The sequence below is a fragment of the Nitrospira japonica genome (assembly GCF_900169565.1).
Lineage (GTDB): Bacteria > Nitrospirota > Nitrospiria > Nitrospirales > Nitrospiraceae > Nitrospira_C > Nitrospira_C japonica_A.
Genome location: NZ_LT828648.1, coordinates 2,939,305 through 2,966,125, shown reverse-complemented (window position 1 = coordinate 2,966,125; position 26,821 = coordinate 2,939,305). Strand labels below are relative to the sequence as shown.

Annotated in this window: 23 protein-coding genes, 1 tRNA gene and 1 pseudogene; 19 read left to right on the top strand and 6 right to left on the bottom strand. The window is 55.7% G+C overall.

Going from position 1 to position 26,821, the window contains the following annotated elements; translation table 11 throughout:
- The first annotated feature begins 37 nt into the window (after positions 1-37).
- The 6 genes from glgC to NSJP_RS14070 all read left to right on the top strand — a co-directional run bounded on the left by glgC (position 38) and on the right by NSJP_RS14070 (position 7,708).
- A complete protein-coding gene (glgC, locus tag NSJP_RS14095) occupies positions 38-1,276 on the top strand; it encodes a glucose-1-phosphate adenylyltransferase (protein ID WP_080887510.1) in 1,239 nt (412 codons plus the stop codon).
- Complete coding sequence (locus NSJP_RS14090) at positions 1,251-3,110, top strand: helicase-related protein (protein ID WP_080887509.1); 1,860 nt, start codon at positions 1,251-1,253, stop codon at positions 3,108-3,110. The genes glgC and NSJP_RS14090 overlap by 26 nt, the downstream gene beginning before the upstream one ends.
- A gap of 55 nt (positions 3,111-3,165) precedes the next feature.
- Entirely contained in the window at positions 3,166-4,236 is a 1,071-nt protein-coding gene (locus NSJP_RS14085; RefSeq protein WP_080887508.1) for a DEAD/DEAH box helicase, read from the top strand.
- A gap of 339 nt (positions 4,237-4,575) precedes the next feature.
- Complete coding sequence (locus tag NSJP_RS14080) at positions 4,576-5,046, top strand: hypothetical protein (protein WP_080887507.1); 471 nt, start codon at positions 4,576-4,578, stop codon at positions 5,044-5,046.
- A gap of 641 nt (positions 5,047-5,687) precedes the next feature.
- Positions 5,688-6,368 (top strand): polysaccharide biosynthesis/export family protein, encoded by a 681-nt coding sequence (locus tag NSJP_RS14075; protein ID WP_155970243.1) that lies wholly within the window; start codon positions 5,688-5,690, stop codon positions 6,366-6,368.
- Positions 6,369-6,898: 530 nt separating this feature from the next.
- Positions 6,899-7,708 carry a response regulator gene (locus tag NSJP_RS14070; protein WP_080887505.1) on the top strand — a complete coding sequence of 270 codons (810 nt, stop codon included), beginning with the start codon at positions 6,899-6,901 and terminating at the stop codon, positions 7,706-7,708.
- A gap of 1,735 nt (positions 7,709-9,443) precedes the next feature.
- Here NSJP_RS14070 and NSJP_RS19540 read toward each other — a convergent pair.
- The 3 genes from NSJP_RS19540 to NSJP_RS14050 form a co-directional block, all read right to left on the bottom strand.
- On the bottom strand, positions 9,444-10,085 hold the full coding sequence (locus tag NSJP_RS19540) for a 5' nucleotidase, NT5C type (RefSeq protein WP_172834354.1): 642 nt from the start codon (positions 10,083-10,085) through the stop codon (positions 9,444-9,446).
- 691 nt (positions 10,086-10,776) lie between these two features.
- Positions 10,777-13,071 (bottom strand): hypothetical protein, encoded by a 2,295-nt coding sequence (locus NSJP_RS14055; protein ID WP_080887502.1) that lies wholly within the window; start codon positions 13,069-13,071, stop codon positions 10,777-10,779.
- Positions 13,049-14,005 (bottom strand): DNA-methyltransferase, encoded by a 957-nt coding sequence (locus NSJP_RS14050; protein ID WP_155970241.1) that lies wholly within the window; start codon positions 14,003-14,005, stop codon positions 13,049-13,051. Before NSJP_RS14050 ends, NSJP_RS14055 begins: the two co-directional genes overlap by 23 nt.
- Positions 14,006-15,388: 1,383 nt before the next feature.
- Here NSJP_RS14050 and NSJP_RS14040 point away from each other — a divergent pair.
- The 10 genes and pseudogenes from NSJP_RS14040 to NSJP_RS20145 form a co-directional block, all read left to right on the top strand.
- On the top strand, positions 15,389-16,399 hold the full coding sequence (locus NSJP_RS14040) for a sigma-70 RNA polymerase sigma factor region 4 domain-containing protein (RefSeq protein ID WP_080887499.1): 1,011 nt from the start codon (positions 15,389-15,391) through the stop codon (positions 16,397-16,399).
- 226 nt (positions 16,400-16,625) lie between these two features.
- Complete coding sequence (locus tag NSJP_RS19340) at positions 16,626-16,898, top strand: hypothetical protein (RefSeq protein ID WP_155970239.1); 273 nt, start codon at positions 16,626-16,628, stop codon at positions 16,896-16,898.
- Between the two features lie 18 nt (positions 16,899-16,916).
- Positions 16,917-17,135 carry an excisionase family DNA-binding protein gene (locus tag NSJP_RS14035; protein WP_080887498.1) on the top strand — a complete coding sequence of 73 codons (219 nt, stop codon included), beginning with the start codon at positions 16,917-16,919 and terminating at the stop codon, positions 17,133-17,135.
- Positions 17,128-17,391: a hypothetical protein gene (locus NSJP_RS14030; RefSeq protein ID WP_080887497.1), complete on the top strand. Its 264-nt coding sequence runs from the start codon at positions 17,128-17,130 to the stop codon at positions 17,389-17,391. Before NSJP_RS14035 ends, NSJP_RS14030 begins: the two co-directional genes overlap by 8 nt.
- Before the next feature lie 30 nt (positions 17,392-17,421).
- On the top strand, positions 17,422-17,727 hold the full coding sequence (locus NSJP_RS14025) for a hypothetical protein (protein ID WP_080887496.1): 306 nt from the start codon (positions 17,422-17,424) through the stop codon (positions 17,725-17,727).
- Positions 17,724-19,181 carry a DNA primase family protein gene (locus NSJP_RS14020; protein WP_080887495.1) on the top strand — a complete coding sequence of 486 codons (1,458 nt, stop codon included), beginning with the start codon at positions 17,724-17,726 and terminating at the stop codon, positions 19,179-19,181. Before NSJP_RS14025 ends, NSJP_RS14020 begins: the two co-directional genes overlap by 4 nt.
- A gap of 89 nt (positions 19,182-19,270) precedes the next feature.
- Positions 19,271-19,582 carry a helix-turn-helix domain-containing protein gene (locus NSJP_RS14015; protein WP_155970237.1) on the top strand — a complete coding sequence of 104 codons (312 nt, stop codon included), beginning with the start codon at positions 19,271-19,273 and terminating at the stop codon, positions 19,580-19,582.
- Positions 19,583-19,880: 298 nt separating this feature from the next.
- Positions 19,881-21,305: a tetratricopeptide repeat protein gene (locus tag NSJP_RS14010; RefSeq protein ID WP_080887493.1), complete on the top strand. Its 1,425-nt coding sequence runs from the start codon at positions 19,881-19,883 to the stop codon at positions 21,303-21,305.
- A 300-nt stretch (positions 21,306-21,605) separates the two neighbouring features.
- Complete coding sequence (locus tag NSJP_RS14005; protein ID WP_080887492.1) at positions 21,606-21,890, top strand: hypothetical protein; 285 nt, start codon at positions 21,606-21,608, stop codon at positions 21,888-21,890.
- A gap of 2 nt (positions 21,891-21,892) precedes the next feature.
- Positions 21,893-22,966 (top strand): annotated as a pseudogene (locus NSJP_RS20145) (tyrosine-type recombinase/integrase); the annotation flags it as partial.
- Between the two features lie 130 nt (positions 22,967-23,096).
- On the opposite strand, the gene NSJP_RS13995 reads toward NSJP_RS20145, so the two are convergent.
- Positions 23,097-23,172: transfer RNA gene (locus NSJP_RS13995), tRNA-Arg, on the bottom strand.
- 199 nt (positions 23,173-23,371) lie between these two features.
- Here NSJP_RS13995 and NSJP_RS13990 point away from each other — a divergent pair.
- Both NSJP_RS13990 and NSJP_RS13985 read left to right on the top strand, forming a co-directional pair.
- Entirely contained in the window at positions 23,372-23,683 is a 312-nt protein-coding gene (locus NSJP_RS13990) for a hypothetical protein (protein ID WP_080887491.1), read from the top strand.
- Positions 23,680-24,669, top strand: a complete 990-nt coding sequence (locus NSJP_RS13985) for a hypothetical protein (protein ID WP_080887490.1) — start codon at positions 23,680-23,682, stop codon at positions 24,667-24,669. Before NSJP_RS13990 ends, NSJP_RS13985 begins: the two co-directional genes overlap by 4 nt.
- A gap of 29 nt (positions 24,670-24,698) precedes the next feature.
- Here NSJP_RS13985 and NSJP_RS13980 read toward each other — a convergent pair whose 3' ends face one another.
- The gene (locus tag NSJP_RS13980; protein WP_080887489.1) at positions 24,699-25,013 is read right to left on the bottom strand and encodes a hypothetical protein; all 315 of its coding nucleotides are present in this window, start codon (positions 25,011-25,013) and stop codon (positions 24,699-24,701) included.
- A gap of 180 nt (positions 25,014-25,193) precedes the next feature.
- Here NSJP_RS13980 and NSJP_RS13975 point away from each other — a divergent pair, with 180 nt between their 5' ends.
- Positions 25,194-25,433: a hypothetical protein gene (locus tag NSJP_RS13975; protein WP_080887488.1), complete on the top strand. Its 240-nt coding sequence runs from the start codon at positions 25,194-25,196 to the stop codon at positions 25,431-25,433.
- An 89-nt stretch (positions 25,434-25,522) separates the two neighbouring features.
- On the opposite strand, the gene NSJP_RS13970 is transcribed toward NSJP_RS13975, so the two are convergent.
- Complete coding sequence (locus NSJP_RS13970) at positions 25,523-26,374, bottom strand: methyltransferase domain-containing protein (RefSeq protein WP_172834353.1); 852 nt, start codon at positions 26,372-26,374, stop codon at positions 25,523-25,525.
- Positions 26,375-26,821 lie beyond the last annotated feature (447 nt).

Below are 26,821 nucleotides of genomic sequence, written 5' to 3'. Positions count from 1 at the left end.
GTTTCATCTTGGTCGAGCGTCCTGCTACAATCGGCCCATGAACAGTATTTTTACGATGGTGCTCGCCGGCGGAAAGGGCGAACGGTTGAAGCCCTTGACGGAACACCGGGCCAAGCCCGCCGTTCCGTTCGGCGGCAAATATCGGATCATCGACTTCACGCTGAGCAATTGTTTGAACTCGGGCTTGCGCCGCGTCGCCGTCCTGATTCAATACAAGTCCCATTCGCTCGACCGCCACATCCGCATCGGATGGAACGTTCTGAACGCCGAACTCGGCGAGTACATCGCGTCGATTCCGCCGCAGCAGCGCATCAGCGAGGAGTGGTACCGGGGCACCGCGGATGCGGTCTACCAGAATCTCTTTCTGTGGGAGGGGGAGCAGGCCGAATATATCCTCATCCTGGCGGGCGACCACATCTATAAGATGAATTACATGGAGATGTTTCACTGGCTCGTCGCCAAGAACGCCGACGTCGTGGTCGGGGCCATCGACATCCCCATCCAGGAGGCCAACCGATTCGGCGTTATGACGGTGGACGAGGATTACCGCGTCACGCGTTTCGATGAAAAGCCTTCCAACCCCACTCCCCTTCCGAACGATCCCGATACGGTCTTCGGCTCGATGGGCATCTATCTGTTCCGCTCCAAGAGCCTGCGCGAAGAACTGATCGCCGACGCCAAGGAAGGCACGGCGCACGATTTCGGAAAGAACATCATTCCCCGGATGATCGCCAACCGCAAGGTTTACGCCTTCAAGTTTCAGGATGCCAATCGGAAGGCCGTCAAGTACTGGCGCGACATCGGAACCCTCGACGCCTATTGGGAAGCCAACCTCGACCTGGTCGCGGTGGATCCGCTTTTCAACCTGTACGACCAGCAGTGGCCGATTCGAACTTACCAGGGCCAGTTTCCTCCGGCCAAGTTCGTCTTCGCGCAGGATTACCAGGGCGGCCGCATGGGGGTCGCGCTGGACTCCGTCGTGTGCGGCGGCTGCATTATCTCCGGCGGGCGCGTCCAGAACAGCGTCCTGTCTCCGAACGTCCGCGTCCAAGACCATTCCGACGTTCGCGACTCCGTGATCATGGAAAACGTCGTCATCGGAGAGCACAGCCGGATCCGCCGCGCCATCGTCGACAAGGACGTCGTCATTCCGGCTAAGACGGAGATCGGCTACGACCGCGAAGCGGACGCCCAACGGTTCACCGTCACCGAATCCGGGCTTGTCGTCATCTCCAAGGGAATGAAGCTGCATGCCTCCGTCGATTCATCCGGTTGACCTAATCTCGGCCCTCCGACAGAAACACCTCACGCCCGCCATCGTGTTTTTGACGTCCCGTCGCGCGTGCGACGAAGCGATGCAGGCCTTCGACCATAGCGAGGCGCTCTTGCCTCCCGCCCGACAGGAAGCCATCGCGAAAGTCTTGGAACAGGTCATCGCCCAGTATCCCAGTATCGCGGAACACCCGCTGATTCCCACGGTCCAGCGCATCGGCGTGGCGGCCCACCATGCGGGTCACCTTCCGTCGTGGAAGATCGCCGTCGAAGAGCTCATGCGGCACGGCTGTCTCGACGCCGTGTTCGCCACGACCACCCTGGCGGCCGGCGTGGACTTTCCCGCGCGTACGGTGATCATCACCCAGTCGAGCATCCGCAAGGCGCGCGACTTCACCGACCTGACGATCGGAGAGGTTCAGCAGATCGCCGGCCGGGCCGGCCGTCGCGGCAAGGATCTCGTCGGATTCGCCATCGTGACGCCCTCGCCCTACATCGACTTGAGCGTGCTCACGAAAGGCTTGACCGGCCATCCGGAAGCGATCAACAGCCAATTTGTCATCACCTATCCGATGGTCCTCAATCTGCTCAAGGCCCATCCGCTTGATCAGATGCAGTCCATCCTGGCCAAGAGCTTCGCGCAGTTTCAGCTGAACCAGCGGGCCGAAGTCATCGAGCAGAAACTCGACGACGTGCACCGCCAGATGGAACCGTACGGCCCCCGCGTGTGCACCGACTGGATATCCCAATGGCACATGTTCGATCAGGTGCGCCGCCAGCGGCATCACCGCCCGGCTGTTCAACGCCACGAGCCGCCCGAGGTCACGGCGCGCTTCCACTTCCTCAGCACCGGACGCGTGGTGGGGTTGTCCAAGACTCGCGGAGTCGTCTTGCGGCAATATCGAAGCAAGGGCCAGAAGAGCGCCATGGTTACGGTGCTCCGCCCGGACGGCGCGATCACGGAATGTCCCGCCGCCGTCGTGACCGACGTCTTCGACCGTATACTGGAATGTCATGAGGCCCCGTCCTATCCCTGGTGCACGCCGGAGAGTTTCGACTCACTGCTCGAAACCTTGAAAGAACTCCCCGGCAGGCTGCCGATTCTGCCGATTCTCGTGTCGAAAGACGATGAGCCGATCCCCGACGCGATCGTGCAAACACTCGGGGACTTTTCCTGTCCCACCTGCCCGTCGCGCTCGGCCTGCCAGAAGGACTATGCCAACGCCTCCAAGCTCCGGCAGGAACAACAGCGGCACATGAAGTCGATTCAAGCCTTGCGCACGAGCCTCTGGCACAGGTTTCAAGAACGGATCGAAGCGCTGCAGAAGTTCGGCTATCTCACGGCGACGGCGCAATTGACAGAAGCCGGCGAGTGGGCGCGCCTCATCCGCATCGACCATTCGCTCCTCATTACGGAACTCATTCGCGCGGAGGCCTTCATCGGCGGAGAACCGTCGCTCCTTGCGGCGGTCATGTCCAGCATCGCCCACGACGACGACCGGCCGGGCATGTTCCCGAGGATCAGCACCGGATTGGGCTCGCTCCTAGGGCAAGTCCGAAAACTCGCCGAGTCGCTTGCGCCCTATGAGGAGCCGCCGCTCCTGCGTGCGGATATCGCAGCCGTGACGGAACGGTGGATCGGCGATCCCACCCTCACCTGGATCGGCCTCTGCAAGATGACTACGATGGCCGAGGGAGACATCTATCGGCTGCTGGCCAGAACGTTGGAATTCCTGTCGCAGTTGCACGGCCTCAAAGGCACGCATCCGGAGTTGGCCGAATGCGCGTCAAAAGCCATTGCGGTGCTCCGCCGCGGCGTGTTGGAAGAACTCCCGTGACGCCAACGCACGACTTGAGAATGATGTACGGACGAGAGAAACCAGAGACGACCAGATGACGACCGACGAGTTGGAGAAACTGCTCGCGCAGCAACCGATGGCCCTGTTGCACCGTCTGGCCCGGGGCCGGATTCACCGGCACTTCCGTGTCGGGAAACGGCGGCTCATCGATCTGCTGATCCGCCATTCGGCGGAGAACCGCGCCGGCTTTGAGTCGGACGTCATGGCGCTGATCGGAGAGCGGCCCGAGAGACCAGCCACCCCGCCTCAGGCTGCGCCCGCACCGCGCGCTTCATCGCACGCCAAGACACAGCATGCGCCGCGTCAAAAGTCTCACCATCACGAGCCGGAATCGCACGAGCCATCCGTCTCGCTTCCCGAATGGTTGTCGGGAATCGGCGTGCCGCCGCCGCAACCGTTTGTGCCGGATGCCTGGCAGGTGGAAGCCGTGGAGCGGTTACAGCAGACGGACGTGATCGTGAGCGTGCCGACCGGAAGCGGCAAGACCTACGTGGCGGTGGAAGCAGCCAGGCGCGCCATCGAAGAGAATCGCACCGTCATCTACACGTCGCCGCTCAAGGCCCTGTCTAATACCAAGTTCACGGAATTCTCGCGAATCTTCGGAGCCGACCGGGTCGGCATTCTCACCGGCGATCGGCGCGACAACGGCCAGGCGCCTCTGCTCATCATGACGACCGAAATCCTGCGTAATCTCCTGTACGATGCGGCGGGAGGCGAGATCGACCTGCGGCTCGACACGCTCGGGCTCGTGATCATGGACGAATCTCAATATATCGCCGATCCGGAGCGAGGGGTCGTGTGGGAGGAAACGATCATTTTCTGCCCGTCACAGGCTCGCCTCCTGCTTCTCTCCGCCTCGATCGGCAATCCGCAAGACATTGCCGACTGGCTGACCTCCATCCGCCCGGTTCCTTGCCACTTGATCAGGCACAGCAAGCGAACCGTGCCTCTTCGAGCTGGCTATCTCCATCCCGACGGCAAACTCACGCCGTTGTTCCGCACCATCGGCATTCCCCACGGCCACGCCGGCCACTGGCATCCAGAAGCCAAACGTCTCTTCGCCAGATACGAAGAAGAGACCATGCCATCCGGCCGTCGCCGCTAAGGGACAGCTGTTGCAGATAGTTCAATCGCGTCATAGAATCCGTCGCTGTTCCCCCGTTCATTCCGTGAATCTGAAAACCAGGCCTAGCCAGCTGACAGATTGGCTTGCAATGCCCCTATTTGTATTGCGCCATCCATAGAAATGGGTTTCCACAGAAATCCAGTGCCCGTTATATCCTCCTCATCGTTGACGACTACATTGTGTTTGTTGCTATTGTCATTTCTTGGTGTTTTTGGTTGTAGCCATTCTTTCCATCCGATCGCGAATGGATCCCATATTTCGCAATTACCATCCGATTATCGAACCGCCTCCCGCATCATTTGGACGAACAATGAACAGATGACAGACTATCTCACCTCGTTTTATCTGGAAAATACGCTGCGCGTTATCGAACATCGCAAGGCACAACGACTCTTCGACGAGCAACAAATCATTCTCCATCACAATACCGATGATCTGGAGGATATGGTCAAGCTTGGCCGGATGGCGGGAGCTGGCTATGTTGTGTTCGGCGACGCGACGATCGCTGTACCCCGTTCCGCCTATGTCAACAGCGGCTATGACGTGACGGTTTTAGTCCGTGAAATCTCTGTCGAAACCTCGCAAATCATGTGGGCTGGACAAGCCAAGTATCCAGTGGCCGTCCCCGAACCAGAACAAGCCGTCGTGAATGGAACGTACTGGGCCATTCAGGTAGCACTGTGTTCAGCAGAGAAGGGGTCAACGTGGGAACAACCACCGGTCGGATGCAAGAAGCAAACTGACAGTTCACCCGAGTCTCGTTTATCTGTCCCCAGGCGCGATAGATGATTGAAGCATGCCGTAGCTAGAATATCGGCAGATCACGTCAGGGAGGTGGAAGGGTAATTCCAAATGGAGCCAAAGGCCTATCCAGGACGCTCGGATGGCCCGGCATCACAATCCCATATGGTGTAGTTCTGAAACCCGAAATGGGAGGCGGAGACAATGGGATGTAGTACGACGGCTGATCGCTTCCTCTGGTGATCGTACTGCCACTGGAGGGAGGGTTGAAGAATAAAGAGGATTGGTTTGGCCTCAACACATTCGCGCTGCCATTGAATGCGGGAGATACAAACACCGTCGACAGTCCTGGGGAGATGAGCACTCCGCCATCCAATTGAGCTTGCGCTAGGGACGCAGCCGCCACCATTGACAGCACCAGCAGAACGCGCTTCATGGCACTCCCTTCCTCATGGGCAGCCGCAAGCCACAGGATCATCCTACACCAATGCCATATTGATCTTCCATTGTCCGCCCTAGTTCGCACAAACCCTTACCCTCCTCCCGTTGCTGGAACGACAAGCTCCCGATACCCGGATCAACAAGGTCTCTTTCGTTGTCCTCAGCCGACCTTATGGGCCTGCCCAATGTATCGTCTACTTTTTCGAACTGAACGTGTACTATGGGCAATGGTGGAAAGGAGTACCGCTATGCGAATCTATTCTTCCCATATCATCCTAGGCTTCTCGATCCTCATTTTTATCAATCCCGCACCATCGACTGCTGAGCAAAATATTTTAGAGAAACAGTTAGCACCAATGGCAACAGGAGGTCCCGGCGCAAACGAGAAGTCATTACTGGTGGTGACGCCGGAATACATCGTCGGTCCTGAAGACATCCTAGAAATCACTGTTTGGAAGAATCCCGAACTTTCCAAAGAGGTCCAGGTCAGACCCGACGGAAGAATCTCCCTTCCGCTACTTGGCGATCTCTCTGCGGTGGGGAAGACGCCTGTCCAATTGACAGATGAAATATCCGCCGGTCTTAAAAAGTACATGGAACATCCCACGATATCGATGACAGTAAAAGACGTTCAGAGCTATCAAATCTATGTCCTTGGAGAAGTGAATAGACCAGGCAAGTATCCACTGAAAAGCAAAACCACTCTGTTGCAAGGAATTACGGTCGCAGGCGGGTTTACCGGCGTGGCCGCCAAAAATTCCATCGTCATTTTCCGCTTTACGAAGGACGGTCAAGGACAGGCGAAACTCAAAGCCAGCTATGACGATATCGTGGTTCGAGACGGCTCGGGACAGAACATTGAATTGATGCCTGGCGATATGATCGTCATTCCATCGGAAACGATGGTAGTCCTACCCAGAACTCGGTGAGCGAGGGCATGTCTTGTGATGCATGACGGAAGCGCTTGAATGATCCATCGTATTCGCTTTCATGCGAGGCTTCGTAAAGGTTTCTCTTCTTTCTTCAACAACTGTCCTCTTTGTCATCTGCATGACGTAGCGGATGTCCAGCAAATTTGACTAGGGCCGTTCAGCAGCTTTACAATCCGCTCCCCGAAATCGTTCATTCATCAATAGATTGTGGCGGCCTCTTGCGGGCGGCCCACCGCCGATATCTGAGAAAGCGAGTAGGGCCATATGGGTCCGGACCCTGCGTCACTCACGCCCTCTCCTCGGGTTCCTCGCCTCCTGATCGTCGAAAATAACTTCTCGCGCGCCGAACCGCTCATGAGCACTATTGGGGACCGGCGGTTGGACGTTGACTACGATGTGTGTACCACCGCATTCGGCGCCGTTCGGAAGTTAGAGGCGACGCCTTGTCAACTCATCATCAGTGCGGCAGCGATGGCGGAGAGCGACGATGCGCTGTTATTGAAGCGCGCCCAGGCGTGGAGACATGCGTGCCCGTTGTGGTCACCGCGACCGGCGATGAGCGAGAATTTGCGCGACGGACCTTACTCCGGGGCGCCTTCGATCTCATCACCCTTCCCGTAGACCGCGAGCAGACGGTGCGCACCGTCCGACTGGCCTTGTGGCACAGTACGTTGAGGACGCTCATCGCGCGCAAAGACTTGGCGCTGGCCACATACCAGGACCATATGGACAAGTACCCTCGCGAGCGCGAGCAGTTCGAAGAGTCCTTTACGAAAGCCCTCGCGCTGGTCGAGGAGACGATTGCCTCGGTCAAAGGCACCATTCTGCAGCTTGATGAGAGCCTCGTCTGCTTCTCCGATTTTGCGACTCAAGTGGAACACCACGTCCGGCAACGGGCGTTGAACCGCCTAGGCCCTGTATCTGGCCCTGCTCCTACGACCGTGCTACTCATCGATTCACAGAAAGAGGATCGGGAGTACTGGGCGCAATGTCTGAAGACGCGCTCACCAGGCTGCATTGTCCTCGAAGCCGAAACGGGTAAGGCCGGACTAGATCTATGTCGTTCGCAGCGCGTCGATTGCGTGGTGATGGAACTGAACCTCTCGGACATGTCGGGCTTTGAGGTCCTGTGGAATTTGGTCCCGCAGGCTCAACATCCACGGCGACCCGTGGTCGTGCTGGCCAAAACGGTCTTTGCCCCAATGCGCCAATTGGCGCTCAACAACGGCGCCCGAGCCTACCTTGTGAAAGGGCGTACGTCCGGTGAAGAGCTAGACCGTACGATCCGAACGGCTATCGCGATGGTGAAGCCGACCGGCACAGATCTCCTCACCTAATCTCGGAACACTTCTCCCTAGCTGCAGCCAGGTGCCGATGGCCTCGGAAGGGCCTACCGCCGGCACCTGAAAAGGGCGGTGGTGTCATGTCCCCCGATCTCTCTCCAACAACATCCTCCCCTCGGGTTCCGAGAAGACCATGCAGCATCTCAGGCTAAATGCCGAAGCGCTTAAAAGCACACACAACCAGTAATCTTCACACAGCTGACCCTTGCCCGTGACCTTCTGACACGAATCAGTTCACTGCCAGACGCGATGGTTTGACGGCTCAACCCAGATGTAACCAACCGACGGGTTGTCCGACATGATGACGCTATGCAGGATCTTCACTTTCCTTCTCTTGCCAGCTAATCTGAGGCGCGTACAAACCGTACTGGCAGGAGTATAATACCGACTGACCATGCAACGGGTCGGCGTTCCCTTTTGCCCGTTGTCTGGTCTTGGACCGTCACAGCTAGTCCCGGGGAGGTCCCATAAAGCGAAAATGGTATTCGGAAGTTTGATGGCGACCTCGGGTCAGAATAATTCATTTTCCCATGAATAAAGTGCTTCCTACGTCTCAATGTATCCTAACGGCTTGGCTTACGTTGTTCAGTGTATTAGTCCCTGCGCGTCAAGCCCTATCCGAATCCGACACCTGCCGAGTGACTGAGGAAACTGAACTTGAAGGCATGTCCTCCACAGAACTCGTAAAAACCTACTGCGCGTACGAGCGAGTTGCAGGCCTTGAATCCGATCATCTCGAGAGATTGCGGGAATTGTACCGTGTCGCTCCCAGTTCCGAACTGAAGGAACTCGAGAATGACATGGACAAGGATATCGAGAACCGCGCCGACTGTTCAGAGGCTCGTCGAAAAATTAGGTCTATGCTGAGGGTACGAGGGGAATCTGAGATTGTGACCTGTAGGGAGTAGCGGACAATATTTTACACATCATCGCTGAGTTCCTGAAATCCCCCTGAGGCTTGACGACAGGAACTGCCAGCGAGCACCCTCCCCAGCCTCAAACCTCTCGTTAATTCGCTCGGCTCATCTTGGCTGTTTTCCATTCGGTAGCAACCTTCTTTTCCAGTCCGGCAATTTGACTCAGCTGATTTCCAGGGATGTCTCTAGAGGCAACAGACCATCCATGGTCCGCTGTTGTACTCGACACACCGAGGTTCAATACGGACTGCAGTGGAAATCCAGATTTGTTCAGTTGCTTGTTTGATATACCCAGATCCGTAGACGAGCCTGGCTGCGCCTGATGAGCCCGCAGCTCACACGAAGTGCAGTCTGGTGCGCCCGACAGGACTGAATTTGATATACCCAGATCCGTAGACGAGCCTGGCTGCGCCTGATGAGCCCGCAGCTCACACGAAGTGCAGTCTGGTGCGCCCGACAGGACTTGAACCTGTAACCCCCAGATCCGTAGATGGATCAGATACGACGGGATCACAGGGAAACACGGCAATTCCTGAGGAATCCGAGGAGACGAACGAGACAAGAGAGGACACATAGACTCGCCAACGCAACCCCCGCGCAACCAGTCGGCGGGCTCCAGCGGGCCGACGGACTCAGCCCCGCCCCGTCCTACAGTGGAGAGGCACCCGGGGGGCAGGCTTGGGACAGTGGCCCCCGGGGGGGCGGCCCCGGTATCGGTAGCCAGCGTGTTACGGTCCCGATTATTTTTGAAACTCGCTGAGGCGGACCCGGGGTAGGCCTGTTAGATCTGGCCTAGACTAAACTAGGATTTCTTAGAAAATCACAAAACCAGCGGTTAATTGCTGGCGAAGATTTAGGGTAGATAATTCCGGCCGATCGCTAATAATCTCTGAAACTCTGCTTAAGTCGTTGACAATGAACAATCTTCTCGTTGAGAGCCATGGTTTCAATGCCGTCCGATCTTGGTTCCAAGGCTGCGAGACAAGTATAGCAAGCCCGTTTGAGTTCTGAAGATAGTCGAGGATATTTTGTATGTAATCATCGACAAGAACATCCACCCCGTAAAAACTCTTTTTCTGCTCTTTAGCGTTGACAAGCTCGTCATAGGAAAACCCCTTACTACTCAGCCACTGTTTTGTTGCGGCACGACTCGCTGAAGGACGAGCTGTAAGAAGTATGATTCTATTTCTCTCATACAACTTATCGGACATAGCCCGGGCACCTTTGTGCACAGGCATGTTTAGAACATACTCGTCATCCGTCAATGCTGCTTCAATCTCGCGCGCTATGTCACTGTCTCCAACAGTTAAACGCCACTCCGATATTTCATCATATCTAAGAGAAATTCCTGAGCGAGCTTTAATGCGAGGCAACACCCCATGGATTTGATTGGCAAGTACGCCGTCTATATCAATGCCCAATTTAAATCCCTTGTCTTTTTCTTGTTGTCTCATTTTGCCGGCCGACCGTCGTACAATTCTATATGAAACCATTACGGCCAATGTTACGACGACTGTTACTGCATTTAGCACATACGTTCCTGATGATGAGGAAGTGGAGATTCTGTTGAAGACTACTTGGTAGACAATAAGTAAAAGAGCATAAATGGCCCCAAATCTTATGATTGGCACGGGATTGCTCGCAAGAGGCCCATGTGCGTGTCTCCGGGCTAATCCCGACAAGAGATATGCAATAAATACTAGAAGAAACCCCGTTAGGTAACCTGCGATTGATTGGGAAGGCCCATTGACTATACTTTGGATAGAAAAAAGCAGATAGGCGTAAAGAATAACCGTTATCATATCAACGCCCAGACGTATCTCCTCAGACCTGCGTCGCTCGTTCTTGTAATCAAAATTGTATGGGCGTAGCTCCATCGTTATGTGCCAATCAATCCAACTCATTATTGTTGTTATAAAAACGGTAGAAAGGGCTAACAGTGAGATCCAATGCGACTCATGCAGAGGATGCAGAATGACTTCTTTATATAAGAGTAGGCTTTGAGCAAGCACTAGGCCAAAAACTATCTGTATTAAGCGTACGAGCTGGTCTGAAATTCTTTTGTGGAAGTCAGTCATAAGAGAGCACTATATAAAGGGCCGCACCGTGAAGATGCGAAGGAAACGTACTAAGTTGGATAAGCATTCATTCACTATCTGGTGGAGACTGCGACTGTATCTCCCTTGAAGCAAAGATAGCGGCTAAGGTTGCCATTCTGCAACGCTCCTGGCGTTCGAGAGTCTCCATCTCTTCCGACATTCCCTCAGCCGACTGCTGTTGTCTTCCTTCTGAAACCAGCGCATTCTGCTGATCCTGATATAAAAGAAGTGAGTGCGCTGCCAGCCAAATTCTGTAACGCTCGTCGAACGATGTCGCGCTAGCAGTGTCTCGACGTTCGAACATTGCTAAAGTTGAGGCGTATTTCGGAAACACTCGGGAGTAATAAATCACGAGTACTCCGTTTTCCAGATCGGCAGAAGAAGCAATTATCGTGGGTTGGTCGGGCCAGCCAAGCATCGCCCATTTCTCATCCTCTGGGCCTTCAACGGGCCTAACCTCGAACGGCGGTAAGCTAATTCGCCTGTCACTTGGCCTAGCGGGGGGGCGTGCGACTATGGAAAAGTCTCTCTCGTCGGAGAGCGATTGTAACCCTGTTCTGCTCAGCTCAACCCGGATAGTCCCGTTCATTCCCACACCAGCTCCGGCAGTACCTTCGAATATGGCCCGCAGTCTGCCGCCTTGAAGCGATGTTGAGCCAATGAATGCTACACCAGGCCCCTCAACAATGAAGTTCAGCCGAGAAGCGCTCGGATTGTTGGGATTATGGTAGTTGCCGTTGGCATCAGTCTCTATGCGAAGATACCTCCTTTGCTCCGGATAGAAGGAAATTTCTTTCTCCTCATCCCATAGGAGACGGATATACGTAGGGGGCTCCACAACGACTATCGGCGAAGGACGGGGCCGAGGCCGAGGCGGGGGAGTGGGCCTATCTGTGTCTGAGTCCCCCGCTGTCGGCTTTCCTCCAACACCTTGGGTAAAATCTATTCCCTGAATTTTCAGTATGCGCGCTACCTCACTTCGCATTTGTTGAAGAGCCGCATCGTCTTGTTGTTGCAAGCCCTGCTCACGTGCCTCGTTATTCAGCCGAGTCAGCTCATCATCGGACTTTAGTACTCTAATGATTTCTTCTTGTATAAGGTCAGAGACATATCCTCGACGGGCATCCTCTCTATTTGAAACAAACAGCAGCCGCTTTGCCTGAGCAGAGAGGTAGTTACAGTCAATATGGCAGATCAACCGCTGAGATAGGTATGGTAGTTCCGCTAACTTCCGAACCAAGAGGCTAGAGAGCTCGGCATGATTCTGTCCGTTAATGGTAAGAATAATTGTCTTGTTTGGATTAATAAAGGCCGCCGTTGGTCTTTTATTGCCCTGCGTTGGTTTTTCTAGAACCCAATACTCAATACCAATACGTCCGAAGTCGCCGAGGGAGACATAAAACATCCTGACGCTGTGCGCTAAATTAGGTCCTCTTTGAGCATCACCATCATCCACCGCCCCATTTAAGGCATTCCTGGAACCTTTAATAACTCTCCGATAGTCATGAACGCGGTCATCAAGCCACACGGGGCAAATAGGATCGAAAAGAATCTGGTTCAGCATCCCATAAACGCTATTAGGCCCAAGAGGTGAGCCGTAGTTGCTGAGGTCGTAGCCAAAGTGGCGTATGTGCGTTCCTCTGGGAAAAGTTTCGTTAGGAAGGCGTGTCGTCAAGACGCCTCCATCAAGAGCTAAGTATACATAGTGACCGGTCTTGTATTTGTCCGGGGGAAGATCTTCGAAACGTACCAAAGTGAAACCTATGTGTTCTTCACTAGACCGGCTGGCTATAAATGTATACCGACTAACTGCAAATGTGCTCGATCCTCCTTGGCCGTAAGTTCCTGCCAAATAAAGTTTCGTTAGCTTATTACTCTCGTTCAAACTCAATATGGTGCTTGGCATTTCGCTCGGAGAAAGTCCGATTCCACGGTCAATTATTTCAACTATTCGAGTTTCCCGACTTCCGCCTGGCAGTATGCGAATCGCGGCTTTTTGGGCCAAGACCCGCCTCTGGGCTGGTGTCATGTCGCTTAGCCCTGTTTCCGGAACATTTAGCCACGCGGATGCCGCTTCTCGTGGACTTGCAATGTTTCCTGGCCCAGCGCGGCTGTTGCACTCGATTTCCAGAATTGCATCAATTCCATTGGTCAATCTTTCGACGAGTGCCCTGCCCGGGTCCGCTGAGACCTCTATTATCCCTCTGTTATTCTCCCTCCCACCGATGGGCTGCCAGCTAAGATCTGAAAGGTTAGCGGCCTCGAAAGCGGCCAGTGCCTGTTCCACTTGCCCGATAGTTGTAGCAGTCAGCAAGACCTCAAAGAGCTCTTCTTTTGTCATTTTGTCCCCTTCGTGTGGCTCGGAAACGCACCCTAGACCCAAGAATGTAGTCACGCTCTGCTTCAACGGATAGCCAGCGCCGCTTCAAAGTTTCTGCTGCTGCCCCGGTTGTATTGCTTCCCGCAAAAGGATCAAAGACTAAGTTGCGTGGGGTTGTGAGGAATTTGATGAAAAATTCGGCTAGCTGCGTTGGCATGCGCGCAGGATGAAGCGGAAGGCCCTCTTTCCTACAATACTTCAAATAAGGATCTGTTGAGTTAGTGTTGGAAAGAATCAGCACGTTAGAAGGAATGGCCCCATTATTGTTCTTGAGGAAAGATTTTTCCCCTATGCGGTGTTGAGAAGGCCGATGTCCAGAATTGTATTTATTAGAAGAGAGCAGTCTTAACATAGAGTCACTATACTGTTTCAGCACACGCCTGTTATCAGCTTTCGGTCGTTCTGACGGCGACAGCCACCATAGATGCGTATATGAATCTTTTACCCTGATGCGTTCGACATTCACCCACTGAGCAGGACTTGGTAGACGTGCCGGGTTATAGCAAATGAACTGTTGACAAAGGTTGAAGTCTCCTCTTTCTTGAAAAGCCAAGAGTGCACGAAGGGCAAGCGTTGACATGACGGGTTTTCCGGCTTCCCAAGCATTCCCCAATTCGATAACGATTGAACCGTCCCTGGTTAGTAATTTTCTAAAGGGCTTCGCAAAGCTCGCGAACCAGTCAACATAAGCATCCCCAGTGAGATTTCCATACTTCTTCTTATGATTTAGAGGGAACGGCGGAGAGGTAAATATTAGCTGAATCTTTCCGCCTAATCGTTTCGCACGCCTCGATCTCAAAAATTGTTCCGACCTGCCACTAAGCATTAGGCCGCGAGTGGAAATATAGGCTTTCTTCAGAGTATTCAGTTCCGATTTAACTGGCCTTTTTGGCATTCTATTCATCCGATGTAAGGGAAATTGGGGCGCTATTGTTCTGGACCTAATTAGTTCGGCGCATTGTATGAGCAACGAAACCAAGTGGCAACTCCTCAATATTCCTCTAGGCGGTGCCGTGAGGGATTCAGGACACCACTTGGCCGTCTTGGTGCCCCCGTGTGCGGTACGGCCAGCCCGGCATCAAGAAGTGCCCTTCCCGTCAGCCTTAATCCCGCGAGGAATCGAAAATACTTGTCTCGGCGTATTTCGAAGGATTCAATTTGCTTCGCCTGGTTGAGGAGTTGACTCGTCACGGCCTGCGCCTTGCGGGTTGACGATTTTTTTCGGTCACACTTACCGCATATCTCTGGGGTATCAATCCGGAGGCCCAAACCGAGATTTGACTGCCGAACGGCGGCGGCACGGCTGGCCGGGTAAACACTCACGTATCGCTCGCCGGCATTGCATCCGTGGAAGACGACGACCTGTTCGGGCGTCAGCGTGCCTTATCCGCCAATGTCGGGCACAACAGTCTTGAGCACTGTAGGCGAATCCCCTCTCATCCTGACGGGCAAGAACTGCTCCCCGACGTACCCGAGTCGGTAAGAGCAACCGGTCTTGCTTCGCAATCAAAACTGCGAGCCGTGCTAACACAAATCTGAATGTCTCGGCTGTCATGTTCCCCCGCAGGAATGCCGCCGAGCCTACCCCGCCAGCTCACCGCCTGCGATGTGATCCTATTTTTTCAAGCCTTACAGCGAGACTTTAGCCCATTCACTCTCCCAACTGAACTCTGGCCGGCCGTTATATTTCCGAGTCAAGGCGTACTAGATCTTCTCCTGGTTGAAATGGCTCTCGAATGATTCGCAGCAAATACGGGTAGGAATTATTCCCCTGGAGTATTGAGAGAGCAGGAGCCTTCTTATATCCGTAATAGGTACAGCGTTTCTCCCAGCGCTGTTTGATCTCTCTGTATGCTCCCTTGCTGAGCCTATCAACATTAAACCAAATGTACAGATGGTCCCAAGGGATTGAGACCGCTCCATCTAGATACAATCGATCAAGAGCACGATCAAGGTCAGTATCATGGTGCTGCAGCATAATTCCTCCTATGTTTTTAGACCCGTGCCTTTGTAATACATTAAAAATAATTAAAATGCAACATGCCACTTTTGTCTATAGTTTTATCACATATTTAATAAATTGCGTACAGTAATATTACAGTATAAGTATTTCTCTTTATACATATTCTCATTTGATAGCAGGATACGGGTTCTCACTAGAATCTGATCGCGCTAGATCTAGGAAGCACTGCTCTAGATCTAGAAAATCTAGAGATTTCATCCCGCGCTCTTGACTCCGTCTGCTAACGCGTTATCGCTCCCGCTCAGGGAGGGGTGTATGGCAATACGCGGACGGGCGGCTAGCGAGGAATTGAAGCAAGAGCGCTGCAACAGGTGGAGACTGCTGATACGGAATGACGCGTTCCGTACCGACTTAATCCGCATCATACGCAGGTACGCGAAGTGGGTAACGGGTCCGGCCTTGGCAGTTGTGCTGTACTTAGACGGCGAGTGTATCAATGCCCTCTTAGAGAGGAAAGATGCATTCCTGAGGACGTACCGCATTCTTGACCATGGGGACAAGTTTCTTCTCGATTGGGCTAAGTTCACGTCGGAACATAACGTCGCCTTCCCGGAACAGATTATCGAGGACATCCGCCTAGGGCAATTTCCTCCTTTGGAACCGGTCCCCGCTCCAGAGTGGGACGCACTCGGCCAGGATGATTCGCTTCTTCCTCCAGCATGGAAGCTTCTGAGTACCGGCCTGCACGATATTCCAAGCGACTGGTACGGGGTCTTACTCAATAGGTCCTATCCAAAATCGTTGGTAATGGAAGCGCTACGGGCGTACCTGCCAATGCAAACGAAACGGAGCCGACGTGACAAAGCGGAGGTCCGGCTTCGCCTACATGATACGGCCGTAAAAAACCGGAGAGCGGTTGGTAGATGCTCGACGACCCGGAGTCGGCTGAAGGCCGCCACTGTTGCTATAGGAAATACTCTGCCGTGTTCGAGTCAGGATACAGACTCAGAGGAAGAACCGAAGGTTCCCGAGGCTCCCCGTGACGAGCAACAGGACATAGCTGACGCACTGTCCCGGCTTTCGGCTGAACAGCGGAGGGCCTTTGAAGCTGTCTACCGGGACGGCCTAACTGAGCAGGCCTATGCCCGACAAGTAGGCCGCACCGTTGAGTACGTCAAACTTTTAGTCCAATCCGCCCGGGCCCAGCTACGGGTATTCCTCGAAACGCAGGGCTACGAGGCGCCACAAGACGAAGTCGAAGTCTCGCCGTTGCTAGCTCCAGGTTGCCGTCGAAAAAGTTACCGCCGGTCATTCGATACCGGATAAGGCCCGCCCTTATCTCGCCTCTTCCTATAGTAGAGCGGTAATGCGCAGGGCCCATCAGGGGACCGGTACCGCTGACGTATGACGAATCGAATGGGGGCCTTTCTGAGATTCGATGCCGACATCAGGCGCGGAGGAAAGGCGCGTCCTGGGGCAATTTGCGAAAACCACTCTGAATAGATTCAGGGGCTTATAGACCACCAAAACACGACGAAAGGAGTTCGAGACCATGGCGACACCACGAGCAGCCCCCCACCGGTTTCATTTCTCACAGAAGGCACAGGCCGGGACCTGTAGCTGTGGCCGCTGGGCCATTACCAGGCGACGAGCAATGACAAACAAGGCCGGGCCCGGTCCGGCATTCGTCGAATTGACGGAGCAGCAAGCCTTGAAGGACTGGGGGAATCATATTGCCAATCTCCCAGAGGGACAGACCGTGCATAGCTCGGCTTCGGTCAGAACACACCGGGCCGCAATCAAGCATGGCGGCATAGCCGCTTAACAACTAAGGAGCCAGACGATGGACAAACTTGTATCAGTCAAAGAAGCCGCGAAACGGTTGTCGTGCAGTGAAGACACTATTTGGAAGTGGTTAAAGACTGGCTCGCTCCGTCGGCTCAAAGTCGGCCGACTAACCCGGATCAATGAGCAGGACCTTGACGCAGTCGTCCGTGTCGGGTTGCCGATCGGCGGCAAGGCCGGGGCGTCGGCCGGAGTCTCGGGGCCTACCCGTGGCTAAGCGCCGTCGGAGACAGAAGCACCCGGCGTTCCTGTACAGCACGACGGCAGAATGTCCGTGGTGTCATGCCGCAGCGGTAGACCTGGCTACGGGTACTTGCCCGAAGTGCGGCACCGCCGTAGCCGGCTACAAAGAAAAGCGGTTTGTGATGCAGCGCCGGGACTTCTGGCAACGGCAGAGAAACCGAGGCCAACGGAGCCACGAGGACCCGGAGGCCTCACAGGGGACGGACATCCAGGAACGCAAGGCCGCCTAGGACGAAAGGAAGCAGGAGGGAACAAGGGACATGGCACAGAACAAGCGAGAACCAATGCACCGGTTCGTCTGGCACAACGGGCCGGCGTCGTGTAGCTGCGGCTGGTCCCCGCCGTCGGTCGTGACGGACGCGCCGCGGGCAAAGCTTCGGAAGCGGCTCAGAGAGCAACCGGGACTTCTGACCGCAGCGCAGTTCCGCAGTGTGTCCCGCGCCCTCAGCGTGCGAACGATGCGCCGGGACGAGGCCGTTATGGCATGGGGCGTACATGTTGCCGGAGAACGAACAGAAGGGACTGAACGAGACATGGAACACAAAGGAGGGACATCCAAGGCATGACGAGTATACGCAACGATACCGAAAACCGGGCCGGGGTAGAGACCGGCGCCCCGCTGCAAAGTCGTCCGCTCACCGCCGCGGACTGGGCAGACGAGTACCTCACGGCCCGTGGACTCGTGACGGTGGCCGGGCTCTGGCTCAGAAAACACCGGGGGGAATGGCTCCGGTACAACGGGGCCTATTACGAGTCGCTGACACCGGAGGCGTTAGAGGCCGACGTGACGACCTACTTTAACGGCACGCTGTACCGGGACCGGGTCAACAAGGCATTCGTGTCGGGCATTATTCATCAGCTGACCGCCCGGTGCCTCATGCCCGATATTGATCTCCCTGCGGAGTACCACGGCGGCGCCTGGAATCCAGTACGAGACGCGGGAATTGTTGTACTCAAGAACGGAATCGTCCGGCTTGCCTCCGTCGGGCACCTGCCGGACCTTCAGGCGCATTCCTGCCAACTCGTCACCCGGTGCGCCTTGCCGTTTAACTACGACCCAGCCGCGACATGCCCGGCGTGGCTCAAGTTTCTGGAACACATTCTGCCCGATGACGCGACCCGGACATTGCTGCAACAGATATTTGGGTACTGTCTGACCTTCGACATGAAACACCAGAAGTTCTTCTTGTTCGAAGGCACCGGGGGCAATGGCAAGAGTGTCGTGACGCGTATCCTCCGGCGTGTCGTCGGGGCGCAGAACACCAGTAGCCTGCCGCTGAACCGGTTTGGCGACAAGCACGGGCTCGTCGGGACGTATGGGAAGCTCGTGAACGTCACCGGGGAGCTACGGGAGAAGGACACGGTTGCCGAAGACTTGCTGAAGCAAGCGACGGGCGGAGACGCGATGTACTTTGAGCCGAAGTACAAAACGTCGTTTACCGCGCCGTTCACAGCAAAGATTATTCTTTGTACGAATGAGCGCCCGACCTTTACGGATCGGAGTAATGGACTGTGGCGGCGGCTTGTCGTCCTGCCGTTCCCCGTTTCGATTCCTCCTGAGGAGCAGGACCCAGAACTTGAAACACGGTTGTCCCTAGAACTGCCCGGGGTCCTGAACTGGGCCATTCAGGGGGCCGTGTCGCTGAATAACGCGGGCCGATTCATAGAGCCGCCTCAATCGAAGGCCGCGGGCGAAGAGTTTCGGGACCAGGCAAACCACGAACGGGCATTCCTGAAGGAGCGCTGTTGTCTCGAAAAGCATGCACGCATTGGAGCCCAGGACCTGTACGACGCCTACCGCCTCGATGCCCAGCGGGGAGGATACAAGCCCCTCAGCCGTACGAAGTTCAGGAAGGAAGTTTTGTCATTGTCCGGGGTGAAGGAGGACCGGCTACGAAAAGCAGACGGTACCCGGCCGCATATCTTCCACGGCATCACCACCAACCATAGGGGGCCGATAGCATCGAGAAGCTCATGGCTGAGCGAAGTAGGCCCCGACAGGGGCCAAAGCATTGCGTAACCTCACGTAAAGCTTGTGGACCGGATGGACCGGTCCATTTCTATTGTTGTTGTGGCTAAGGAAAAGAAGAAGAGAGGAGAAGGAAAGAGATGAAAAATGCTGGTCCAGTCGGTCCAACGGTCCAGGGCAACACCCCGGGGGCTAGTACGACACGACACCCGGGGCAGATACCCGTCGGCTATGTGACGATTCACGGGGCGGCTCAGTATGCCAGTGTCTCAGCCAAGACGGTTACTCGCTGGATTCGGTCCGGGTTGCCCGTGCATCAGGGAACGACCCGGGGCAAAGTCTTGATACGCCCGGGGGATATTGACGCCTATCTGACAAGACGGCAAGCGCCGGTTGTCAATCTCCATGCTTTGGTCGATGACGTACTCCAGGGATTGAAACGGGCCGCCTAGAACAGGACGAGCGCAGGCCTAACGCACGCGAGCCGGGCCCGGAAACCTTCAAAAAGGGTTGTCCGGGTCTCGTCAGTCTTAACCGGTCAATACATAAAGTAAAAGGTGATGTTTAGGCCATGCTACGAAGCCAGCACGAAGCGACCTAGATCTAGAACACATCTAGGTAAACCCGCTGAAGCTAGGCCGTCTAGCCGCAGTCGGCCGCATGTCAAATAGGGAAGACTGCCAGGAATCCGACGGCCAGGTCTAGGCCAAGCCTTAAAAGGAGGACGACGGAATCTATGAGTGTCCCGGGATGATAGCTGAAGTACAACATAATGTTCTGTCAGTCCTGGGTATCCTGGGACAGCCAGGGAAGATCCGGCGCCCTGCCCGCTTCGCGGATAGGCTCAAGGTCCTGGCCGCCTATGTCTTGTACCGGGTCGGCCAGTGGGTCTATGGCCGGGGCTGGTTGTGGCTCGCTCGGCTGACATGGCGCCGTGCATCTCAGATCGCTCCCCATGTGTCGGAACTGCACCACGCCCTGGCGGCTGTGAGTCACACGGAAGGACACGACCTCGCCGCCGTGGCGCATACGACAACCGGGCTCATGCTGAATCCCCGTGACGCCTCAATGCTTCACACTCGGGGGACAGCCTTGTATCACCTGGGCGAGACCGGCGCAGCGTTGGCCTGCTTCAGGAAGGCCCTTGCCCTTCAGCCCGATAGTCGTACCTGTCTCTCGGCCGCGGCCTTCGCCTTGCTCCGGGCCGGAGACTGCCCAGCGGGGTTCGCCGCCTATGAGGCTCGGCAGTATGACCCGGCAGTCTTGTTGCGGCTGTCTGGTATTCCCCACTGGACCGGCGACGATCTCAACGGCAAGACGGTCCTTGTTTGGACAGAGCAAGGCTACGGGGACGCGCTCCAGTTCATTCGCTACGCTCCCCTCCTCGCTCAACGCGCTGGGCGGGTCTTTGTCCTATGTCCCCCGGCATTAGCTCGGCTGTTCCGAACGCTCCCCGGCGTTACAGTCGTGCAGACCTATGACGCGCTTGGGAATGTCGGGCAAATAGACCGGCATGTCCCCGTCGGGAGTCTGCCGTATCACTTCGGCACCACACTGGAAACGATTCTTACGGAAGCGTACCTGTCTGTTCCTTCGGGGGCCCACGTTACTATGCCAAAGGCGGACGGGTTCAAGGCCGGGCTTGTGTGGTCTGGGCAAGTCAACACGGCTCATGAACGCAGGCGGGCCATTCCCTTAGAGACGCTCTCCCCGCTTGTTAGAACCTCGGGGACGAAATGGTTCAGCCTTCAGGTCGGGCCCGCAGTCCAAGACCTTCGCCGGTACGGCATGACGGGGCTGTTTCATAACCTGAGTCCGCAGCTACAGGACTTCGCCGACACGGCATCGGCGCTTAGCCAGCTAGATCTAGTCGTCACAGTAGATACCGCCGTGGCCCATCTCGCCGGGTCGATGGGCAAACCCGTTTGGATTCTCTTGCCCTATGCGGCCGACTGGCGATGGTTTGAAGGACGGACAGATAGCCCGTGGTACCGATCGGCTCGATTGTTCCGTCAGCCGTGGCCGGGCAACTGGGCCGGTCCGATTATGGCAATCCGGGGGGCATTAGCAGAGGAAGTCACAGCGAGGCAGAGGGTTACTTCTTCGGCAGAACACCCTTTCGCTCCAGGGCCCCTAGATGGTCCTGAAGGAGATCGATTACATACTGCCGCATAGTGACGGGGGGAGTTGATAGCGCCGCTGCGGCTTTCAGCCGGGACACGAGGTCAAGGGGCATGGCCCGGAGGTTCAAGGAAATGGTGTCTGGGGCGTCCGTCGCTGTACCTTTAGGCCGTTTCATATCGTTCCCTTCTGACTACCGCATGGTCCATAGCTGCGGTGACTATGTGACATGATGCCGTATGCTACGCAGAGTATCAAGACTTAAATATATTACCAATGACTCTTGACTAAACTAGGTAACTGATGTTACATCATGGCTGTCAGCAATTTCGCTGACTCAATAGGAGGCGATAAATGAGTATGCCAACTGCCACCCCGAGCGAGTTCATTACCCGCGTGGATTTCGGAAAATATTGGGACCATTTCCTAGGCGCCGGACCGCTGGACGCCATCTCTCGCCGTGCACTTGTCCAGGCAAAAGACGAGTTACTGACTGCGGGCGTCCCGACGTTCACGGTCATTGCATACTTTCGGCACTTGTACTACAGGATGGGCAATGACGTACTTATCGGGCTTGTCGAAGAAATTATTTCTGACCTCGAAGACCTGGCGCACCTAGAAGAAAGTCTGGAGAAGTAACCATGGGCGTCCGTATCCGTGAACGCGACGGAGCGTGGTGGATCTTTATCCATCACAACAAGCAACGGAAGGCGAAACGGGTTGGCCCCGGCGAGGCGGGAAAGAAAGCGGCGAAGGATGCCGCCCGGTTGATTCAAGCCCGCCTTGCACTGGGTCAAGCTGCGTTTGATGAGCCGCCGCAACCTGAGCCGAAGGCGGACCTTGCGACAGTCGGGAGCTACCTGAAGGCCTGGCTCAAGGAACATGCACAGGTCAATTGCAAGCCTTCGACCTATGCGGAGTACTCATGGTGTATCGAGCATATCCTACTCCCCGAGTTTGGGACGTTGCCGCTCGACGCACTAACAGTGGCCCATGTTCGGCAGATAATCGCCAAGTACACAGAAGCCGGGAAATCGAGGGCCACGATACGGAATTACCTAGCTCCGCTGCGTGCGGCTTTTACGCAAGCAGAGGATGACGGCTTGGTATCAAAGAACCCAGCTGCGAAGCTCGGCAAGCTCTTGAAGCATACGAAGGGGTCTGCGAAAGACATTCACCCGCTAACCCGGCAGGAAACAGCAACCCTGCTCGACACGGCGAAAGCGAAGACCCCATTAATCTCTCCCCTTCTCTTCTGTGCGGTCCGTACCGGACTCCGGCGGGGTGAATTGATTGGCCTCCAGTGGGGAGACATTGACCTAGCCGGCCGGTCGTTACTCGTCCGCCGGGCGGTCGTCCGTGGGGTCGTCGGGCCTCCAAAAAGTGGCAAGCCTCGCCGGGTCGATCTCAGCGCAGGCTTGTGTGCGGAACTGACCGCGCTGCGGGCGGAGCATGAGCGGGAAGCCGAGGCAGACGGAGAGGCCCTGAAGCTTGACGCGCCGGTCTTTCGTTCCCCGCGTGGCTTCAGATGGGACGAGCACAACCTAGACAAGCTGTGGCGCGAGACGTTGAAGGCTTCGGGGATTCGGAAAGTCCGGTTGCATGACCTTCGGCATACATTCGCCTCTCAACTCATCGAACAAGGCGCATACCCGAAGTACATCCAAGAGCAACTCGGGCATGCGTCGATCACCATGACGATGGACACCTACGGGCATCTCTTCCCGAATCGTAACCGCGGGCTAGTAGACGGGCTGGATTCTCTCGACTTTGAAGGCCGAAACGCAACCCCGGCGCAACTGACCGACGGGGCGTGTGAGGGAGCTTCTCTAAGTGCGCGTAAAGTGGTGCGCCCGACAGGACTTGAACCTGTAACCCCCAGATCCGTAGTCTGGTGCTCTATCCATTGAGCTACGGGCGCATCGCGGAGAGGTACGTGACCATTAGTCACGCACTGACGGCGGCAGTGTGCGGTTATACAGGGCTCTACCCCGATGGGTCAAGGGAGCAGAAGCCGCCGCTCCATTCGGAAAAAACTCTATCCAGAATCCACCCGCTCCAGTAGGATGAAGCACTGGCTCTCAATGTGCTCATTGGACGCTCATTCGTGAGGACTGGCTATGCCGAATCTTCAGGTGGTCGAGCCATCGGTCGAACAAGCGGTTGAACAGGCGGTGAAAAAAGGCCGGATGAGCGAGGAACCGTCCCGGTCCCCTTCCGGAACGACCGGAGCTATTGGGACGGTCATTCGATGGACAGTCGGCATCGTCGTAGCCTTCGCTCTCGGCAGTTGGCTGGTCTGGCTGACCGCCTACCTGCAACGTCATTTCGTCCTCGAAGACATCCGTTCGTCCTGTCAGCGGATCATGCCTGATGCGGTCGAACGATGTGTGGATACGGTCATCATCCAGCGGGGCGGAGCGAGGCGATGAAGCTGAGCTTCCCGGCCGGCAGGATGGTCCTGGCGACCGCCTTGACCTGCGTCTCCCTGATAAGTCCCGTCCTGGCTCAAGAACCTGAAGACGAGGCTCGGCGGCCTCCGACCGAAATCACCATCGGCACATGGATCAGCGTCGGAGAAACCAAGTGGGCCCACAATGCCTCTTCGGTGCCGGGTCTCGGGAATCCCACGTCGAAACTGGATTATAAAGACGTCGGCACGAACGTGATCGACGTTGCCGGGAAATTCTGGTTCTCTCCCAAGGTCTTCACGAAGCTCAACGTCGGATTCGCAAACATCGGCGGCGGCCGCCTGACCGACGACGACTATGGAGCGGGGCAGCAGCTCTTTTCGAGCACGCAGAGCAACATCAACGGCAACAATATGTGGTACGTGAACGCGGATTTAGGCGGGCGTGTCACGGAGTTCGCTCACCACAGGGGCTATTTCGACGTCTTCGGTGGCTATCAATACTGGCACACGGAATATGAAGCGGTCGGAGTGGCGCAGATTTCCTGTAATCCTGCCGCAATTCCAGGCCTGACCTGCTTGCCTCCCGGCACGAGCACCAATCAAGGACAGACCGTCATCACCAATACCACCTCCTGGCACTCACTTCGAATCGGTGCCACTTCCGAATATCGCATTACCCGCCGCATCAGCATCCACGGTACCGCGGTGTTTATTCCAGCCAGCTATCTGGACAATAAGGACCAGCATCATCTGCGGCCAGACTTACAGCAAAATCCGAGCTTCGCCATGACCGGCTACGGCATCGGGGCCGATGCCGACGTGGGGCTTCGGTTTCAGTTCATGAAGAATTTCGCTGCCGAGGTGGGGTACCGCGTATTCTGGAATCAGCTTATCAGCGGCAATCTCACCGTCTATCCGGTGAACGATTCGAGCCAGTCCTTTCCCCTCACGCAGTTTCAATCTCTCCGACATGGACTGACCGCCGGACTCACCCTGCTCTTCTAGCATCTAGAAAGTTGAGGACTTCTCCCCTGTCATTTCTTCTCATGCAGACTTGGCCCAAGGGGGTGCTCACGTTGGGCCATGCACTTTCTGAATCTAAACCGCTCCTGATCCGTCCCGAAGCTCTCCACAACGCCTCGCTGCACATACGCATCAAACTTGGATGATGCTGATTCGTTGTGAATTTGTTTGGCGCACAAGGCCACGACTTGCTCCAGCTCCGTTGGGGGCAACTGCTCGGATTGAGCATCAAGGTCCTTCGGCATAGATCCCAGATCCCCAGCCCTGCCGATATCAGATACGGTCGCGATCCCCAGGACACTGAACAGGAAAAGCTTCAGCAACACGATGAACCTTCAGCATGTGGAATAATCCACGTCATTCTATGAAACGGAATGAACTCCAACAAGGGCCTCGCGGTATTGCCGGGATTCTTCCCCCCTTAGTCTTGACACTGCTGTTCCAGAAGTCCGACGATAGGCCAGCCTGCTGAATCTCATCTCATTCACTGCTTTGGGAGGTAAGTTATGGAAGCTGGTGCCAAGCGTACCATGATCGCGAGAATTGCGGCAGGGTTAGGCACGCTCTGTGGATTTTTCGGTGGGTTGGCGTCCACCACGAAAGACCCGTGGTGGTTTACTCCGCACGGCTGGGGAATCGGCGGGATTCTCCTGCTCCTCCTTGCCATCTTCTTGTTGCTCGACGGAGTCGTCTCTTTCGAAAAATCCGACCCGAACTCGATTCCCAGACGTCCGACATTGCACTGAGGCCGAACCACTTATCGGATCGTTGGCGACGAGGAGAGTCGGTTCAAAGCGGGGCATCTCTATCTGACGGTAGCACAGCCGCTCGACTCTCATCCTTCGCGTACTTTGCCGGCGACCATGAAATAGCTGATCGTGGCGAACAACTCGTTGGCGGCGAGCAACTGACGGATCTCCTCCTCCCAGCCCGTCAACTCCTGTGCCGTGATGACCTGATTCTGCGCGGCAGCTCGGCCGATCTCCACAAAGTACGGGCTGAAACCGGCGGGTTCGAACACGACGACGTCGGCTTCGACCGCCACATCGATCAATCCGCAAGACTTGAACAGCCTGGGCAGTTCGCGGCCGATCCATCCGTTCTTGGTATGGTGATCACAGTCGAAGTGCAGAACCTTTCGTACCAGACCTCGATCGCTCAGATTGATCGTCACCGTCTCGAAATCCGGCTCGATCAGAGAGACGAATCCGCCCGGCTTTGTCACGCGGATCAATTCGGTCAGGGCTTGCTTCGGATCGATGAGATAGGGAAATAGGCGTTCGCTTCTCGAAACATCAAAAGTCCGACTCGAGAACGGCAGTTGCTGGGCGTCTCCCTGCTGGTACGTCGCCGGAAGCTCGAGACGAGAGGCTCGCCGCCGTGCTTCGTCCAAAAACTTCAGGCTGTAGTCGAGACCAGTGACCTTGCCCGAGGGAGCCACGAGGCGGGCCAGTCTGATTGTCTCCAGTCCGATCCCGCAGCCGTTGTCCAGTACCGAGAGGCCCGGCCTGATTCGGCACCGGTCGATCGCGGCCTTCTTGAGTCGCTGAATTCCATCGAGGGAGTCAAAGACGTCGAGGATGCGGATGTAATCCTGGACGTTCGCGGCCTCGTCGATTTGTTCGAACGCTTTGACGTTGATGCGGGTCTGATCACGGGAAGGATCACTCGGCCCGGTCTTCGCCACGGATATCCTCTATGCTCGATGAGACTCGTTCGTCCCGCGAACTATACACCGAAATGAACCCAGTCTCGCGGTGTATCGGTAAATTTCATATCTCAGATACATGAGAGAGCTGCATCCATTATTTGATCGTTACACGAATTACATAATCACCACATAATCAATATCTTGCAAGTACACTCTTCATCTATACTGTTATCTATTTCTACTCTATCAATGCTAGGCCAATGCCCGATCGAAGACCGCCTGATTGGCCCGAGTGTGTGCCATCTCTCGCTCCGTCCAATCGATCGTTGGACGTTGGAATTTCCGCTGGACGACAATCCCTGTCTGTTGAGCGTCTCGCCAGGCGATTCAAAACAGCATGATCTTGGGGAACTGGCAGACGTCTTTCTGATCTTGGAATATCGAGTGCGGGAACACTAGGCGAATAGCGCTCAGGTGACGACC